Genomic DNA, 16701 nt, shown 5'->3' with positions numbered 1-16701 from the left:
AAAAGTTCCTGGCTTGATATCATGTTCCACACACCATTGATGATCTGTCAATCCACTTTGACAGCATTCCATGATGAGACGGTATTGTTCTTCAGCAGGTATTCTTTTGCTTCTCATGAGCACACCTCCATAACTTGAATAGAGTAAAATGCTCGCATCTATCATTTCTGGCAAGAGAAAATGAAGTGAAATGCTTGCATTCTCTAATGATTATTATGGATTGATTTTTAGGGCAACACAATCCGTCGAATTATTTTGCGCTTACCTTGTAGTGTTTGATGTGGATAATTTCAAACAGATTAACGATCGCTATGGTCATGTGCAAGGGGATGTCTGCCTGGCTGAGATTGCAGAATGTATCAAAAAAGTTTATGCAAACTATGGCTATTGTTATCGTATAGGTGGAGATGAGTTTTGCGTACTTCTGAAAAACAGTGAGAAGGAAGGTATGTGCAAACAGGAATTTTTATGGTGTATGGAGGAGAAGCGAAGGAAGATCACATTTTTACCTACAGTTTCCTATGGATCAGCCTCATTTTCAGGTGAGGATATTGTTGAGGTGAAAGAAAGAGCCGACCGGGATATGTATCAATATAAGAACGAAAGAAAGAAACGCAGTAGTATGGAGTAAGAGAACAAACAGGCATATGAATAACTGGCTCAGTGAATCAATCAAACGGACAAAATGAAAAAAATATTAAAAAGAATCCATGGCAAGAGGGAATGAACCGACTATTTGTTTATCAAAGTTAGTTTCCATTCGTGATGCCGAATTAGTCCGAGAAATTTTGTCAGAAATGGGGGATCTGGTATAAAATTGAAAGTGTCTTTTATCAGCCTTGGACTTCCGGATACAAAGTGTGGAAATGGATGGATCGAAAATAGATTAGATATTAGAACAGAAACAAAAATAAAGCACTGCATCATGGAGATGTGGTGCTTTTATATGTTATAATTACATGAGAAAGCAATTGGGATTATGGAGAAAAGCTATGAACAAAAGATTATTACAGCGTTTTTCGCAGTATGAACTTACCAAAAGTCAGATTCGCATTGCCGATTACATAGGAAAAAATCAGAAGCGTGTTTTAGGAATGACGGCAAAAGATCTTGGACAGGAAGTAGATGTCAGTGATGCAACGATTATACGATTTGCCAGAACGGTAGGATTCGAAGGATATACACAATTACAGGAATTTATAGAAAAAGAATTAAAAGAACATAATGAAAAAATTGGAAAACATTCGCTCCATGACCGTTATGTGATGCAGTTTGAGCGATATAATGAGACGGAATCTACCAGTGAAGAAATGATACGCTTAATGAGCAGTAATCTGGAAAATTCGATACGGCAGAATCAGGAAGAATTGTATAAAAAAATAAGTGTAATGATTCTGGATGCAAGGAAGAAGGTGGTGATAGGGCTCCGTGGAGGAAAAGGACCGGCGGTGCAGTTCGCAAGACTGGCAGGTTTGATTACCAATAATGTTCGTGCCCTTATATCGGAAGGACATGATGATATTCGTTATCTTTTGGAATTGGATGAAAATGATGTGGCCATTTTTTTAAGCTTTCCAAGATATTATACGATTGATGAAAAAATAACGACTGTTTTGGCAGAACGCAGGGTGCCAATTATATTGATTACCGACAGTATGACAAATCCACTTACCAGATATGCAAAAGAAGTATTGTTGGTGGAAACGGAACATTGTGGATTTTTTCATTCCATGATAGGTGTAGAAGGCGTACTGGAATATATTCTTATTTTAATGTGCTGGCGCAATCCTGAAGAATTCAGAGAAAAATTGGAACAAAGAGATGCTGTGCTGAATGATTACCTGATCAGTGCAGGAAAACAATAGCATATGAAAAGACTTGTGAAGAAAAATATCGTCACAAGTCTTTTTTTAAACAAAAATTGTATTTAATGAAATGCATATACAATTAAAACACTTCATAAATGTAGTGAAAACTAGTTATTATTTTAACTATAGGGAAATTACAACAGATTGATTTGTCAAAAATACACAGAAAACTAAAAATATTTGGAAAAGCTGTCAATTGAATGTAGTAAATGTTGCCGATATAATCAAATCATCAACAAAACAGAGAGATATTCGAATTAGAATATCAAACATGGTGTTATCAAATACAATGCACAGGGGGAAAAACAATGAAAAATTTAACAACAGCAGCAATTTTAACAACAATAACCGTATTAGGACTGGGAATGACAGCATCAGCAGAGACTACATTACGCCTTGGAAGTGTGAATGGAACAGATTCACCAAATCAGGTAGCAGCAGAAAAGCTGAATGAACTCCTCTCGGAAAAACTGCCGGAATATTCTATTGATATTTTTCCGAGTGGTCAGCTTGGAGGAGAACGTGACATGATAGAGTCCGTACAAATGGGCACATTGGATATGGTTATTACAGCTACCACACCATTGGCAAACTTTGTTCCGAGTCTGAATGTAGGGGAATTATTATATCTGATTCAGGATTACGATCATGCGGATGCTGTATACGAAGGTGAGATTGGACAGCAGTGGCTGGAGGATTGCAGCAATGCCGGAATGAAAGGACTTGCATTCACAGAAGTAGGATTCCGTCAGCTTTGCTATAATAATAAACCAATTGAAACGCTGGCTGATCTTTCAGGAATGAAGCTTCGCGTTATGGAAAATGATATGCATGTAAATGGATGGAAAACACTTGGATGTGATGCAGTTACTATGGGATGGGCAGATGCTTATGCAGGCGTTCAGCAGGGAACCATTGATGCAGTAGAAGTACCATATTCACTGGCATATGCTAACAGTGTGTACGATGTATGTAAATATATCAGTGAAACGAATCATATTTACACAGCGCAGTGCATGTTGATTAGCGATGCAGCATGGAATGGAATGTCAGAAGAAGATCAGGCTGTATTTCAGGAATGTGCAACAGAAGCCTGCGCATATGCAAAAAAATATGCACGTGAATCCACAGAGGACTTTAAGAACAAAATGGTAGAAAAAGGTGTCACAATCGTTGAAGTGGATTTAGATGAATTCCGTGAAGCAATTAAGCCGTTATATGATCAGTATCAGGCAGAATATGGTGAACAGATTGCAGCTATTCAGGCGCTTGCAAAATAAAACCGTATCTGTAAAGGAAGGAGAAAACGATGTTTGGTAAGGTGTTGGATAAAATACAGAATATCATCAATACCATTACCGGGATTATGCTTTTTACCATGGTATGTATTGTCTTTGTACAGGTAATTATGCGTTATCTGATGGGGCACAGTATTTCCTGGTCGGAAGAGCTGACAAGGTATATGTTTGTATGGATGATTTATGCAGGTGTGAATCTGGGAATTAAATCCGGAATACAGATAAAGATTGATGTAGTAGATATGATTTTTAAGGGAAATGCAATTAAGACAGTTCGGATACTGGAGCATATTCTGACAATAGTGGCTATTTTGTTTGCGGCATATGGAAGTATTATGCTGATAAAAGTAGGATTCCGTGCTACCAGTCCAAGTCTTCATGTTCCAATGTGGATCATGTATCTGGTATTTCCGGTCGGATTTTTGCTGGATTTAGTGGAAACAATCCGAAGAATCGTAATTGAGATGAAAGGAGATGAGGGCGTATGAGTTTAGCGGCAATTGCATTGATCGTTGTTATGCTGGTATGCATGATAATTGGAGTTCCGATTTCCTGGTCCCTGATTCTGGCTTCCGGAGCATCTCTGTTACTGGATGGCAGCGCATTGTCCATTATCCCACAGAGATTGTTTACATCTATGGATGCTTTTACAATGCTGGCAGTGCCATTGTTTCTGGTTGCTGGAGACATTATGGCACAGGGAAGTATTTCCAGGCGCATGGTTAATTTTGCGGACAGTATTTTTGGAACCATCAGAGGTGGATTGTCTGTAGTGTTACTGGTTTCCTGTGCGATTTTTGCAGCACTGACCGGATCTGCATTAGCAACAACAGCAGCCATTGGAGCAATTATGTATCCGGCTATGACAGAAAGAAAATATCCAAAAGATTACACGACGGCATTACTGGCCATTGGGGGGACACTTGGTCCGATTATTCCACCAAGCATTGTATTTATCTTTTATGCACAGTCGTCGAATCTTTCTGTAATGAAACTGTTTATGTCTGGTATCATTCCTGGAATTTTATGTTGTGCTTTATGGTCTGTATATGCTATTTTTGTAGCCAAAAAAGAAAAGCTTCCAAAAGAAGGAAATTTTTCATGGAAGAAAGTAGGAATTGCGTTTAAAGAATCTTTTCTGGCACTGCTTATGCCGGTGATCATACTTGGCGGTATTTATCTTGGCATTTTTACAGCAACAGAAGCAGCAGCAGTTGCTGTGGTATATGGGTTATGTATTTCTTTATTTGTGTATCGTGATATTAAAGTCAGAGATTTATTACCAATGTTCAAGAACACAGCGAAGACGACGGCTAACCTGATGATTCTGATTGCGGCAGCCAATGTATTTGGATATCTGGTAGCTTATTTTGGAATTACCACATCTTTGACGGCACTGGTTACAAAGCTGGCACCAAATGCGGTATTGTTTATGGTATTTTCAGGACTTTTGCTGATTCTGTGCGGTATGTTTATGGAAGCTACTGCAGTGGTAGTAATCCTGTGCCCGATTTTGCATCCGATGGCAATGTCCTATGGCATTGATCCGGTTATGTATGCATGTTTTATGGTCTTTCTGCTTTGTATGGGAATTGCAACGCCACCATTTGCTCCAAGTATGTTTGTAGCATGTGGAATAAGCAAGGAACCGATTACGAAAGTAACAAAAAGAATTTTACCAATGCTGGCTATTCAGCTGATAGTAGGAATCTTGATAGCAGTTGTTCCATTTTTATCAACATTTTTACCGTCATTGGTGTAGGAGGAATGAAATGGCTGGAATACGTACAATTTTGGGAGATATTACCGCAGAAGAATTTGGAATTTGCGATTTTCATGATCACCTGATTCGTTCTTATGGACCGGAAATCAGAGAAAATGCCTGGTATCTGATGAATGACGTGGAAGCAGCGTCTGTAGAATTACAGGACTGGATTGATGCCGGAGGAAGATCCATGGTATGTATGGATCCGATTGGATGCGGAAGAGATGTGCAAAAGATGTTGAATATAGCAGAAAAATTTGCAGGAAAAGCACATCTGGTTATGGTGACTGGATTTCATAAAGGAAGTCTTTACGATAATTATGGTCATTGGTCCTTCCTTTATCCACATAATCAGGTGGTAGATCTTATCGTAAAAGAAGTGACAGAAGGAATGGATCTCTTTAGTTATATGGGTCCATCTGTTCAGAGATGTAGTGCAAAAGCAGGTCTGATTAAAGCCGGAACAAGCCTTCGTCAGATTACACCTTTTGAACAGAATATTCTTTCTATTGCAGCAGATGCTCAGAAAGAATGTGGGGCACCCATATCTACGCATACGGATATGGGAACAATGGGAATCGAAACGGCAGAATTGCTAAAGAAAAATGGTGCAAATCTGGAAAAGTGCGTGATCTGTCATACGAACAAAATCAATGATCGTTATTACCATAAAGCAATGCTGGACATGGGAATAAATCTTTCTTTCGAAGGACCGGACCGTTATGAATGGCTGACGGATGTAGCTTTGGCAGAAAACATTTGCTGGCTGGTTGAACGTGGATATGGGGATCAGATTGTGCTTTCTATGGATGCAGGAAGAAATACCATGCAAAAAGGGTATATGGCAAAAGAAGGGAAAATAGCCCATGGAATATCCTATTTGCTGACAAAATTTGTTCCACTTATGAAAGAGGTTGGCGTATCAGAAAAAGCAATCCATCAGATGCTTGTGATGAATCCTGCCAGGATTCTGTCTATTTCATAGGTATCACGAAACGGAAGATAAAAAGGAGATAGTATGAAAGTTTATTTAAGTGAATACATATATCCTCCGGCCGAAGCTTTATTGAGAAAAAAAGCAGAAGTTGTGGATAACTGGGATCAGATAGAGGAATTGGACGCTATCATTTTGAGAACAGTAGATGTGACAAAAGAAATAATAGAAAGAGCCAGGAACCTGAAAGTGATTGGAAAACATGGAGTTGGGTGCAACACGATTGATCTGGAAGCGGCAAAAAAGAAAGGAATTGTTGTAGTAAATACCCCAACGGCGAATATGAATTCGGTAGCGGAATTAATTGTTGGTTTGATGTTGTCTGCAGGGCGTAATATTTCTCAGTGTGATGCTATTTCAAAAAAAGAAGGATTCTCCAAAATTGCACCTCCGGAGATGTGCGGGGTAGAACTTTCTGGGAAAACAATTGGACTGGTAGGAATGGGGAATATTGCCAGAAGAGTTGGAGAAATTTTGAAAAAGGGGTTTGATGTAACGCTTGTAGGATATGATCCATATTGTAGTCAGGAACAGGCAGATGCTCTTGGAATTAAGAAATATGACAATTTGGATGATATGCTGGAAAACAGTGATTTTGTGAATGTCAGTGTGCCATTGCTTCCGTCTACCCGAGATTTAATCAGTGCCGAGAATTTTAAACATTTCAAAAAAGATGCTGTTTTGATTAATGCGGCAAGAGGCGGAATTGTAAATGAGAAAGATCTGAAAGAGGCACTGGAAAAAAAGATGATCCGCGCAGCAGCATGTGATGCATTTGTGAATGAGCCTCCAACAGGAAACGACCCTCTAATGCAAGTGAAAAATTTCTGTGCAACGCCACATATCGGCGCAGATACAGAAGAAGCATTGCAGAGAATGGGAATGGAAGTAGTGACAGACGTGCTGAATGTGTTAGAAGGAAAAGAACCACAGCACAGGGTTGTGTAGGAGAAAAAGGAGAGAAAAACGATGAATTTGTTTGATAATACGCTTCGTGATGGAGGAAACGTAGTTGGACACGGATTTTCAGAAGAACTTACCAAAAGCATAATTGGCGGACTTCTAAATGCCGGTATCAAAGATATTGAAATGGGAAACTGTAAGGGACTTGGTGCTTACGGAAAACTGGGAGCGCAAAAGTGCCCGTCAGATGAAACTTATTTTGAGATACTTCAGCATTATCTTCCACAGGGAAGAATTGGAATGTTTATGCTTGCCAAGTGTGCAGATAAAGAAAATATCAGAAAGGCAAAAGAAGCAGGTTTAAATTTCCTGCGTGTAGGAGCCAATGCCAGTGATGGCCAGGGGGCAGTGAAAGCTGTAGAAATGGTAAAAGAAGCAGGTCTGATCTGTAGATATTCCTTGATGAAAGCATATGTATCTACGCCGCAGCAGCTGGCGGAAGAGGCTAAAATGCTACAGGATGCCGGAGTAGACAAAATAACAATTATGGATTCTGCAGGAACGATGTTTCCAAAGGATGCGACAGAGTATGTGACAGCTTTAAAAGAAAAGGTGACGATTCCGGTTGGATTTCACGGACACAGTAATCTTGGAATGTCACAGGCGAATGCATTGTCAGCGGCAGCAGCAGGCGCCGATGAGATTGATTGTGGATTGTTGGGAATGGCACGAAGTGCCGGAAACTGTGCAACAGAACTGGCAGCTGCAACTTTAAAAAGAGCTGGTTATCTTCCGGAGATCGATGTATATAAATTATTAGATTATTTGGATAATGAATTAATTCCGACAATGAAGGAATATGGTTATCATGTAGCCGTAAATCCTACTGACTTGATGCTTGGTTTGGCGGGATGCCATTCTAATTTCCTTACTATGTTCCGGAAAGTGGCAGAAGAGAAACATGTGTCATTGTTAAAGCTTATTGCGGAAGTGTCAGAAATTGATCGGAAAAATCCTTCAGAAGAATTGTTGCTGAAAGTAGCGTCAACCATTTAACTGAAACCTGAAAAAGCCAATTTCAGAATAAAATATTCTGAAATTGGCTTTTTTACTGTATTTATTTCAGGAAAAAATGTATAATAAAAGAAAAATTCGTCAACAAATCAGCCGAAGGTCTGAGATGTAAATCTATAGGACTGGCATAGAGGAATAGCAGAATGAAAAAGGACAGCGGATCGTATAAAAGGATAAAAATATATTGTTATATTGTTGGATTGATTACTTGTCTGGCGGCATTCTTTGTTGGTGTTTTTCTGCTTCATAATCTGGAAAAGGATGAAAAGACAACTGGAAAATATATGGCGCAGATTACGGAGAAAAGAGTCAGGGCAAGACTGGAACAGTATATCATGATCTCTGATCTTTTGGGAAATTGTATCAGTGCCGGAGAGAATCTGAACGAGAACACTTTTTCTGAACTGGCAGCAAAGATTCCGAATGAAAATGGAGTGATAAAGGCATTTGAACTGGCACCTGAGGGCATTGTTACAGACATTTATCCGAAACAGGGAAATGAGGGGGCTTTTGGACTGGATATGCTGCAGGAACATGAGCGAAAAGAGGATGCAGTTATGGCAAAGGAGAGCGGAAAATATACGCTTGGAGGACCATACCAGTTAAAGCAGGGAGGAAGAGGAGCATTGCTTTTTAATCCGGTTTATCAGGATAATAATTCAGAGAAAGGTGAGTTCTGGGGATTTGTGATCCTGGTGATTGACTGGAATCGCTTCATCGATGAGATAAATCTTGATTATTTAAGTGATGCAGATTTCTGTTACAGAATCTGGACATATGACAGAGATGACAGCGACAGGATTATTCTGGCAGAGAGCCAGGGGGATATGCCGGACAATATTCTGACGGTAGAATGCATAGTTCCAAATAACACATGGTATTTTGACATTATACCCTCAGCGGGATGGATTCCATTTTCTTACTGGATTATGTGTATTGTCGTTTCTTACGTATTCTCATTATTGATGGCTACAGTATTTTATTTGATATTCAGCAAAAAATACAGGGAAAGACAATATGAAGCGGAACTGGAAAAATCTGCTGAACAGGCAAAAAAAGCCAATGAGGCAAAAACAAGATTTTTATTTAATATGAGCCATGATATTCGAACTCCGATGAATGCAATTGTGGGTTTTTCAGGTTTGTTGGAGAAGAATCTGCAAAATGAAAAAAAGGCAAAAGAATATCTGGGAAAGATACAGTCTTCCAGTAATCTTCTGCTGATGATCATCAACCAGGTTCTGGAGATGGCCAGGATTGAAAGCGGTACTGCGGTATTGCAGTTAAAAGCTGAGGATATGGATGCATTATTCCACAGGGTAAATACAGTGTTTGAAGAGAATATCAGAAAGAAGAATCTGCAGTATCATGCCGTTTTAGATGTAAGACATCATTATGCTGTCTGTGATCAGACCAAGGTACAGGAGATTATGCTGAATATTATCAGCAATGCGATAAAGTATACCCCGGAGGGACATGCAATCCATGTGGAAGTACATGAGGCAGTATCAGAGAATCCTTCAAAGATACGTTATATTTTCTCGTGTGAAGATACGGGAATTGGTATGAGTGAAGAATATCTTCCACATGTCTATGAGGAATTTTCCAGAGAACATACCACTATAGAAAATAAAGTGCAGGGAACCGGATTGGGACTTTCTATTATCAAATCCATGATAGAATTGATGGGTGGAAGTATTCAGGTGGAAAGCAGACAGGGCATTGGAACAAAATTTACGGTAGATCTTTCTTTTGACGCAGCATCGAAAGAAGAGGTATACGGAAGCCAGAATACTATTAAGCCATCTGCAATTCACACAATAAAGGGAAAAAGAATTCTCATTGCAGAAGATAATGAGCTGAATGCGGAAATAGCAAAGACAGTTCTCGAAGATGCCGGAGCGTTAATTACCAGAGTGGAGGATGGAAAGCAGGCAGTGGAATTATTTAAAGAGAAACCGGCAGGAACATTTGACGTAATTCTGATGGATCTGATGATGCCTGTTATGGATGGATATACAGCTACGAGGACAATCAGATCATTAGAACGTTCAGATGCAAAAACAATACCTATTATAGCTATGACAGCAAATGCATTCCAGGAAGATGCTGAAAAGTGCATTGCCGTAGGGATGAATGCTCATCTGGCGAAGCCTTTAGATATCGAAAAAGTGATGATAACAATCTGTCATTTAGTGGAAAATAAAGATGAATGAAATATTTATGAAATTACATACCGCATTACAACAGCAGTTATTCATGATGCAGGACTTGAAATACAGGGATTTTCACAGTAGATTATTGCCGGGCATTGATAAGGAGACAATCATTGGAATCCGAACACCAATACTGCGCAAGTTTGCAAAAGAATTTGGAAAGACAGAAGAGGCAAAAGCATTTGTAAAGCAGCTTCCGCATCAGTATTATGAGGAGAATAATCTTCATTTGATGATTGTGAATGCGGAAAAGGATTATGATACCTGTCTGGAACAGGTGAAAGTGTTTTTGCCTTATATCAATAACTGGGCGACCTGTGACATGCCATTGCCCAAATGCTATGCGAAGCATAAGAAAGAACTGTTGAAAGAGATCCCGCAGTGGCTGGCATCAGGGAAAACCTATATTGTGCGTTATGGAATGGGTGTCCTGATGAATCTGTATCTGGATGAAGACTTTCAACCAGAATATCTGGAGTGGGTAACAGCGGTAAGATCAGAAGAGTATTATGTGAATATGATGATTGCCTGGTACCTGGCAACTGCTCTGGCGAAACAATGGGATCTTACGATTCCCTATCTGGAAGAAAAAAGGCTTCCTGAATGGGTGCATAAAAAGACCATTCAGAAAGCCATTGAAAGTTATCGGATTACACCGGAGCAGAAAGCCTATCTGCGTTCGTTGAAATAGAAAACGAAGATACTGAACAGATACGATAAACTTAGGAAAAAGTCTCGATCTCCACGACCCGGCTTTTTCCTTTTTTCTTCCAGATCATCAGATGCACTTTGTATACAAGTGCATCTTCTGTACATTGAAAAGGCTCTTCTTTTAAAATCTCAGACGTAATTCCCTGAGACAGTAATTCATTTTGGCGAAATTTTGCCTGTTGGTACAGACTACAGATCCGGCCTTCTACATCTTCAGAAAAGTTCCGTTCCGAGTAGGAAGAAGCTGCATCTGCCAGTTTACTGTTAAGCAGATCGATCACACCTGCATGTGTAGTCTGATGCAGCAGATGTGCGATGTAGCAGGCTACAATCCTTATCGGAAAACGTTGGTACAGATTCAGCCAGCGTATCAGCGCAGGATCTTTTGCTTCCAAAGCCAGTTGAAGCATTATGCTAATCGCCGCCTGAGACACAAACCAGCGTGGGTATTTCGGAACCAGATATTTGTCCGGGACAGCCGGATAACAGCTACAATTCAGAGGTGGAAAAGCAGTCAGGACAGCCAGCATCTGTTCCGTTTTATTACAATATTCGGTTCCCAGATATTCCAGCTTGTCATGCAAGATTGCAATCCGATACTCCAGCTGACGCAGATACTCCCATTTCTTTACCCAGAAATGGCCGGTTTTTCCATAATCAAATAAATGAGTCTCCAAAACCAGATCCTGGAAAAACAGAGTACACACAGTATCTTCCTGATGAAGAATCAGAACATAACCCGGATCTTCTCTGGAAAGAGAAGCGGACAGTTCGCCTTCAAAATCTGGCAGATATGTACCGGTCAAACGTGCTTTCTGGAACACCAGAAAGCTCTCTACTGCGTCATTCATCAGGTAGACTAGCTTCAGATCCTGTATTTTCAGATCGGGCTGATAGTTCACCAGTTCAAAAGATCCCTGAGCAATCAGCAGATCCAGCTTCTGAAATTCATTGTCTGGCGGCAGAATACCGTCAATACTTACAACCATTCATCTTCTCCAATTAGCAGGTTTTTCCTTCTTTGACAGCCGGTGCAATAGACAGATCCGGTGTATAATAAGGAATCAGGGTTGCCTGAGTTGCATGATACAGGTCAGATTTGCCCGGCCATACAGTAGTCAAAAGTTCATTATTCTGATCCAGCTGGTGGAACCAGGAGCCATGTACATGATCCAGTACTTTTTCATCCAGATACTGCATGAATTTGGCATAGTCATCGGCATATTTCTGATTCTTGGTTACATGCCAGAGTACAGCAGAAGTATTAATGGCTTCAGCCAGTGTCCAGTGCATACGGTCATGGACCACAGGTTTGCCTTCCCAGTCGGTGGTGTAGCAGATACCTGGTGCGCCATCTGCATACCATGCATCTTCGATGGCACGATTGTAAAGAAATTCAGCCATGGCAATATAGGATACAGCATTCTGTTTGTTGGTGCGGTAGAAGGAAAGTGCCCATTGAGTAATCAGTCTTGCCCATTCAATACCATGTCCGGGAGTTGCTCCGTAAGGCTTAAATGGATCGTCAGGACGTTCTTTGTTACATTCCAGATCAGCCACCCAGTCTTTGGAAAAATGCTCCGGAATACGCCAGTGATTCTCTTTCGCCCAGCCGGTTACATGGTCAATGATGCGCCCTGCTCTTACACGGTATTTTTCATCACCGGTCACATCAGCAGCAGCGAGAAATGCCTCTACGGTGTGCATGTTGGCATTCAGGCCACGGTAATCATCCAACACGGTAAATTCTGTATTCCAGGTATCACAGGAAAGTCCTTCTTCTTCATTCCAGAAACGCAGGTCGTAGGTTTTTAACGCTTCATCCAGCAGTTCCTGTGCGCCAGGTCTTCCTGCAAGAACTCCTGAAGAAGCGGCCAGAATAACGAAAGCGTGGGCATAGCACTGTTTGGTAGGTACGATTTCATTATTGGCAGTCAGGCCGGCATACCATCCACCGTTGACATCATCGTGAAGTTCTCCACGCAGACCCTTCAGTGCGGCATCTGCCAGTTCAGCACTGCCTTCATGTCCAAGGAAAGTGCCAATACTGTATACATGAGCCATACGGCTGGTAATCCATGTCTCCCGGTTACGGTCTTTCCATGGTGTACCATCGTCACCAAGGTAATAAGACCCACCGCCCGGAGACGGAAAAGCATGTCCGAAGTTCAGAAGTCCGTCACGGATTTCTTCGAGAAATTTCTTGTTTTCATCGGTATCAATCAGGTATTTCTTATTTTCTGTACTCATTTTGTAATCCCCCAGAGATATCATTTTTGTATCTGTTCAGAGTCTTCACAGATACCATTTTTTACGGTTATATTATACTCGCACAAAAGGCAAAACTCAACAGGGGAAAACTTATGTTTTAGGGATAGAACCTTATGAGATACAATACTGTTCCCATATAGAAAACATGTGAATTGGTGTTTGCCTTGCGCAGAAAAAGGACAGATGCTACACTAAAAGGGACAGAAAAAGAGGAAACAAAAACTGCATGCGGTCAGAAAAGGACGATGGAAAAGATGGTGACAGACTGCTTGCTGAAAAAGGGGACAATTATCATGCAGAAAAATCAGATTTTAAAAATATACGGGACAGATTATTTTCAGATGACAAAGGAAATACTGGAGGAATCAGGACTTGCGGAGATGATTGAACATCGGAAAACTGAGCTCGGCAAAAGTAATCAGGAGTTGCAGATTGGAATTAAGCCCAATCTGGTTTCACCTTCAGAAGCTTCCTGGGGTGGGACTACCCATCCGGAAGTAGTGGAGGGGATCATAGTATATCTTCAGGAACACGAATTTACCAGGATTGCCATGCTGGAAGGCTCCTGGGTAGGAGATAAGACACAGGAGTCTGTAGAAGTATGCGGGTATGACCGGCTGAGTGAAAAGTATAGGGTACCATTCTGGGATATGCAGAAGGACAGCAGCCATACGAAAGATTGCGCAGGACTGGAACTTCAGATCTGTGACAGCGTGGAGAAAATAGATTTTCTGATCAATGTACCGGTGTTGAAGGGACATTGCCAGACAAAGATGACCTGTGCGCTGAAGAATATGAAAGGCCTGATTCCGAATAAAGAAAAACGGCATTTTCATGCAATGGGACTTCATAAACCCATTGCACATCTGAGTATGGGAATCCATCAGGATTTTATCGTTGTGGACAATATCTGCGGAGATCTGGACTTTGAAGATGGGGGCAATCCGACGGTACGCAACTGTATCATGACTGCAGCGGATCCGGTGCTGATGGATGCCTGTGCCTGCCATATGCTTCATTATGAAACGGAAGATATAGGGTATCTGAAGATGGCAGAAGAACTGGGATGTGGCAGTACGGATCTGGAGCATGCCGATATTCGGCTGTGCAGACGAAATGCTGATTATACAGAGTCGGAATTGCCGAAAAGCTACAAGGTTGCTGCGTTGGAGGATGCAGTAGAAGAAGTGGAATCCTGCAGTGCCTGCTACGGATATTTTCTGCCGGCACTGCAACGCTTGAAAGAAGAAGGATTGCTGGAAAAGCTGGGTACAAAAGTCTGCATCGGTCAGGGATACCGTGGTGAAACAGGAAAACTGGGAGTGGGATCCTGTACTTCCGGATTTGAGTATTCTGTAAAAGGGTGTCCTCCAACAGAAGAACAGATTTATGAATCATTAAAGAAATATATCAGTGAAAAATAAACGAAAGCACTGAAATGATGTAACTGCTCAGAACAGATATAAAACAACAAGTGAAAGGTTCTCACAGTATCAATAGTATGATAAAGGAGACCTGTCACCAATAATTTTACCGCTCGTTTGATGGATAGGCATTAGGAATATCTGTCAGGTTTAACAGATAATCTGTACTGATATTATAATATCTGGCGGCTTCTACCAGGATGGAAAGCGGCATGTCTACTTCGCCACGTTCATAGCGGCTGTACATTCGCTGACTGCAGTTTAAGCAGTGGGCAATGGCTGTCTGGGAAAGTTTGCGGTCAGTACGTAATGCCAGTAATCTTGTGTTCATAAATATACCTTTGAATGTTATCGTGAAGTCTGGATTGCATCCAGATAACCTCTCAGACGCTGCTTTCCTGGAGAATCCATCTTGCGATAGGTGTGGAGGAGAAGCTGTTCATCTTCCGCAAGATCACTTCTTTGAAGAGCCGGGTAACGTTGGTCAGTCAGACCAAGAATATAATCAATACTGACACCAAAAAGATCACGGAGTTTGATCAGAGACTTGGCACTTGGATAATGTTTGCCGTTTTCATATGCGCTGATTGTCTCCTGAGATACTTCCAGCTCTGTACTTAAGCGAGTCTGCGATATATGCTTTTCTTTTCGAAGAGAGCGGATGTTATTCACGGTAATACCTTTCCTTTACAATATGATACTATGATCATACAGGTAAAAACAGTAAATAATAGAACGTTAGACTGTAATTATTACCAGAATAAACTGTAAATATACGGAAAGCCAATGGGGACGGGATGAATGGCATTTAAGAGCCATTCAATCCGTCCCCACTGGCTTATTTTTTCATATTCGCAAACTTGGTATACTGTGGCAGCCATGCCAGTTCAATGGTGCCGATGGCACCGTTTCTCTGCTTGGCAATGATGATTTCTGCCACGTTTGGTTTGGCGGTATCTTTATTATAATAATCATCTCGGTAAATGAACATAACCACGTCGGCATCCTGTTCGATAGCACCGGATTCACGCAAGTCAGAAAGCATTGGACGATGATCCGGACGCTGTTCTACTGCACGGCTCAGCTGAGACAGTGCCACTACCGGAACGTTCAGTTCACGGGCAACTGCTTTTAGAGAACGGGAAATATCTGAGATCTCCTGCTGTCTGGACTCACTTCGTTTACTTCCGGTCATCAGCTGCAGGTAGTCGATGATGATAATTCCCAGATTATGTTCCATCTTGAATTTACGGCATTTGCTTCGAAGCTCTGTAACAGAGATACCCGGCGTATCGTCAATGATCAGGTGAGACTTACCGATGACTCCGGCACCTTCGATCAGCTTGCTCCAGTCTTCGTCAGTAAGATTACCGGTTCGGATGGACTGGGAATCTACACGGGATTCCAGGGAGAGCAGACGGTTTACCAGCTGCTCCTTTGACATTTCCAGACTGAATACGGCAACAGTGACATCCTCACGAAAAGCCATGTGCTGTGCAATATTCAGAACCAGCGCTGTCTTACCCATAGAAGGACGGGCGGCCACCAGAATCAGGTCAGACGGCTGAAAGCCGGCTGTCTTATAATCAAGATCAATGAAGCCTGTTGGAATACCGGTTACATTCCCCTTTGTACGGGAAGCCATCTCGATTTTATCCAGAGCATTTAAGACAACATCTTTGATTGGTACATATTCACCGGAAGTATTCTGCTGGATAATATCAAAAATCTGTTTTTCAGTATCCACGAAGATATCTTCCATGGATTCTTTTCCGGCATAACAGGCATTGGCAATACCTTCTGTAGTGCGGATCAGCCGGCGCAGCATGGCTTTTTCATGAACAATAGAAGCATACTGACGGATGTGGGCAGAAGTATAAACAGAATCCAGAATGTCTTTTACGAATTCCAGGCTGGCTACTTCCGGCGGCACATCTTTTTCCTTCAGACGGTCCTGCAGGGTAACCAGATCCACGGCTTTTCCCTCATTATACAACTCCACCATGGCATCAAACAGAATGCCGTACTGTCGTTGATAAAAATCTTCGCTGGTCAGTATCTCCGAAGCAGTCATGATGGCTTCAGAGTCCATGATCATAGAACCGATTACAGACTGTTCCGCTTCGGGACTGTTGGGCAGCACCCGTTTGATAAGAGTTTCTTCCATAATTCTGCGA

The 16701-nt window shown here is 41.4% G+C and carries 16 protein-coding genes and 1 pseudogene; 11 read left to right on the top strand and 6 right to left on the bottom strand.

The genetic code is table 11. The annotated features are described in order from the left end of the window. Positions 1-117 (bottom strand): annotated as a pseudogene (locus tag H8716_RS17860) (IS66 family insertion sequence element accessory protein TnpA); the annotation flags it as partial. Between the two features lie 73 nt (positions 118-190). On the opposite strand from H8716_RS17860, the gene H8716_RS07890 reads away from it, so the two are divergent. The 10 genes from H8716_RS07890 (at position 191) to H8716_RS07845 (ending at position 10809) form a co-directional block, all read left to right on the top strand. After that, positions 191-631, top strand: coding sequence for a GGDEF domain-containing protein (locus H8716_RS07890; protein ID WP_249308025.1), 441 nt, complete (start codon positions 191-193; stop codon positions 629-631). A gap of 361 nt (positions 632-992) precedes the next feature. Next, positions 993-1865 carry a MurR/RpiR family transcriptional regulator gene (locus H8716_RS07885; protein WP_249308024.1) on the top strand — a complete coding sequence of 291 codons (873 nt, stop codon included), beginning with the start codon at positions 993-995 and terminating at the stop codon, positions 1863-1865. Positions 1866-2176: 311 nt separating this feature from the next. Further along, positions 2177-3148 (top strand): TRAP transporter substrate-binding protein, encoded by a 972-nt coding sequence (locus H8716_RS07880; protein ID WP_249308023.1) that lies wholly within the window; start codon positions 2177-2179, stop codon positions 3146-3148. 29 nt (positions 3149-3177) lie between these two features. After that, positions 3178-3654 (top strand): TRAP transporter small permease, encoded by a 477-nt coding sequence (locus H8716_RS07875; RefSeq protein WP_249308022.1) that lies wholly within the window; start codon positions 3178-3180, stop codon positions 3652-3654. Further along, positions 3651-4928 carry a TRAP transporter large permease gene (locus H8716_RS07870; RefSeq protein ID WP_249308021.1) on the top strand — a complete coding sequence of 426 codons (1278 nt, stop codon included), beginning with the start codon at positions 3651-3653 and terminating at the stop codon, positions 4926-4928. Before H8716_RS07875 ends, H8716_RS07870 begins: the two co-directional genes overlap by 4 nt. 10 nt (positions 4929-4938) lie before the next feature. After that, complete coding sequence (locus tag H8716_RS07865) at positions 4939-5916, top strand: phosphotriesterase family protein (protein ID WP_249308020.1); 978 nt, start codon at positions 4939-4941, stop codon at positions 5914-5916. Positions 5917-5949: 33 nt separating this feature from the next. Beyond that, positions 5950-6873, top strand: coding sequence for a hydroxyacid dehydrogenase (locus H8716_RS07860; RefSeq protein WP_249308019.1), 924 nt, complete (start codon positions 5950-5952; stop codon positions 6871-6873). 21 nt (positions 6874-6894) lie between these two features. Beyond that, a complete protein-coding gene (locus H8716_RS07855) occupies positions 6895-7884 on the top strand; it encodes a beta/alpha barrel domain-containing protein (protein WP_249308018.1) in 990 nt (329 codons plus the stop codon). A gap of 161 nt (positions 7885-8045) precedes the next feature. Further along, a complete protein-coding gene (locus tag H8716_RS07850; RefSeq protein WP_249308017.1) occupies positions 8046-10118 on the top strand; it encodes an ATP-binding protein in 2073 nt (690 codons plus the stop codon). After that, the gene (locus tag H8716_RS07845) at positions 10111-10809 is read left to right on the top strand and encodes a DNA alkylation repair protein (protein WP_249308016.1); all 699 of its coding nucleotides are present in this window, start codon (positions 10111-10113) and stop codon (positions 10807-10809) included. The genes H8716_RS07850 and H8716_RS07845 overlap by 8 nt, the downstream gene beginning before the upstream one ends. A gap of 31 nt (positions 10810-10840) precedes the next feature. Here H8716_RS07845 and H8716_RS07840 read toward each other — a convergent pair whose 3' ends face one another. Together H8716_RS07840 and H8716_RS07835 are read right to left on the bottom strand one after the other, a co-directional pair. Further along, positions 10841-11818 carry a DUF3878 family protein gene (locus H8716_RS07840; RefSeq protein ID WP_249308015.1) on the bottom strand — a complete coding sequence of 326 codons (978 nt, stop codon included), beginning with the start codon at positions 11816-11818 and terminating at the stop codon, positions 10841-10843. A 13-nt stretch (positions 11819-11831) separates the two neighbouring features. Then, positions 11832-13079 (bottom strand): AGE family epimerase/isomerase, encoded by a 1248-nt coding sequence (locus tag H8716_RS07835; protein ID WP_249308014.1) that lies wholly within the window; start codon positions 13077-13079, stop codon positions 11832-11834. Positions 13080-13393: 314 nt separating this feature from the next. Here H8716_RS07835 and H8716_RS07830 point away from each other — a divergent pair, with 314 nt between their 5' ends. Further along, positions 13394-14524: a DUF362 domain-containing protein gene (locus H8716_RS07830; protein ID WP_249308013.1), complete on the top strand. Its 1131-nt coding sequence runs from the start codon at positions 13394-13396 to the stop codon at positions 14522-14524. A 106-nt stretch (positions 14525-14630) separates the two neighbouring features. On the opposite strand, the gene H8716_RS07825 is transcribed toward H8716_RS07830, so the two are convergent. The 3 genes from H8716_RS07825 to dnaB all read right to left on the bottom strand — a co-directional run bounded on the left by H8716_RS07825 (position 14631) and on the right by dnaB (position 16691). After that, positions 14631-14855, bottom strand: coding sequence for a helix-turn-helix domain-containing protein (locus tag H8716_RS07825; protein ID WP_249308012.1), 225 nt, complete (start codon positions 14853-14855; stop codon positions 14631-14633). Positions 14856-14872: 17 nt separating this feature from the next. Next, entirely contained in the window at positions 14873-15196 is a 324-nt protein-coding gene (locus H8716_RS07820; protein WP_249308011.1) for a helix-turn-helix transcriptional regulator, read from the bottom strand. Positions 15197-15362: 166 nt separating this feature from the next. Continuing rightward, positions 15363-16691, bottom strand: coding sequence for a replicative DNA helicase (dnaB, locus tag H8716_RS07815; protein ID WP_249308010.1), 1329 nt, complete (start codon positions 16689-16691; stop codon positions 15363-15365). Between the last annotated feature and the right edge of the window lie 10 nt (positions 16692-16701).

The sequence above is a fragment of the Jingyaoa shaoxingensis genome (assembly GCF_014385005.1).
In the GTDB taxonomy this organism is placed as follows: Bacteria; Bacillota; Clostridia; order Lachnospirales; family Lachnospiraceae; genus Marvinbryantia; species Marvinbryantia shaoxingensis.
Note: the sequence above shows the minus strand (reverse complement) of the source record. Positions and strands in the feature narration are given on the sequence as shown.

Coding starts and splice junctions, on each gene's coding strand:
- H8716_RS07890 (WP_249308025.1), top strand. CDS start 191: ATGCTTGCATTCTCTAATGATTATTATGGATTGATTTTTAGGGCAACA.
- H8716_RS07885 (WP_249308024.1), top strand. CDS start 993: ATGAACAAAAGATTATTACAGCGTTTTTCGCAGTATGAACTTACCAAA.
- H8716_RS07880 (WP_249308023.1), top strand. CDS start 2,177: ATGAAAAATTTAACAACAGCAGCAATTTTAACAACAATAACCGTATTA.
- H8716_RS07875 (WP_249308022.1), top strand. CDS start 3,178: ATGTTTGGTAAGGTGTTGGATAAAATACAGAATATCATCAATACCATT.
- H8716_RS07870 (WP_249308021.1), top strand. CDS start 3,651: ATGAGTTTAGCGGCAATTGCATTGATCGTTGTTATGCTGGTATGCATG.
- H8716_RS07865 (WP_249308020.1), top strand. CDS start 4,939: ATGGCTGGAATACGTACAATTTTGGGAGATATTACCGCAGAAGAATTT.
- H8716_RS07860 (WP_249308019.1), top strand. CDS start 5,950: ATGAAAGTTTATTTAAGTGAATACATATATCCTCCGGCCGAAGCTTTA.
- H8716_RS07855 (WP_249308018.1), top strand. CDS start 6,895: ATGAATTTGTTTGATAATACGCTTCGTGATGGAGGAAACGTAGTTGGA.
- H8716_RS07850 (WP_249308017.1), top strand. CDS start 8,046: ATGAAAAAGGACAGCGGATCGTATAAAAGGATAAAAATATATTGTTAT.
- H8716_RS07845 (WP_249308016.1), top strand. CDS start 10,111: ATGAATGAAATATTTATGAAATTACATACCGCATTACAACAGCAGTTA.
- H8716_RS07840 (WP_249308015.1), bottom strand. CDS start 11,818: ATGGTTGTAAGTATTGACGGTATTCTGCCGCCAGACAATGAATTTCAG.
- H8716_RS07835 (WP_249308014.1), bottom strand. CDS start 13,079: ATGAGTACAGAAAATAAGAAATACCTGATTGATACCGATGAAAACAAG.
- H8716_RS07830 (WP_249308013.1), top strand. CDS start 13,394: ATGCAGAAAAATCAGATTTTAAAAATATACGGGACAGATTATTTTCAG.
- H8716_RS07825 (WP_249308012.1), bottom strand. CDS start 14,855: ATGAACACAAGATTACTGGCATTACGTACTGACCGCAAACTTTCCCAG.
- dnaB (WP_249308010.1), bottom strand. CDS start 16,691: ATGGAAGAAACTCTTATCAAACGGGTGCTGCCCAACAGTCCCGAAGCG.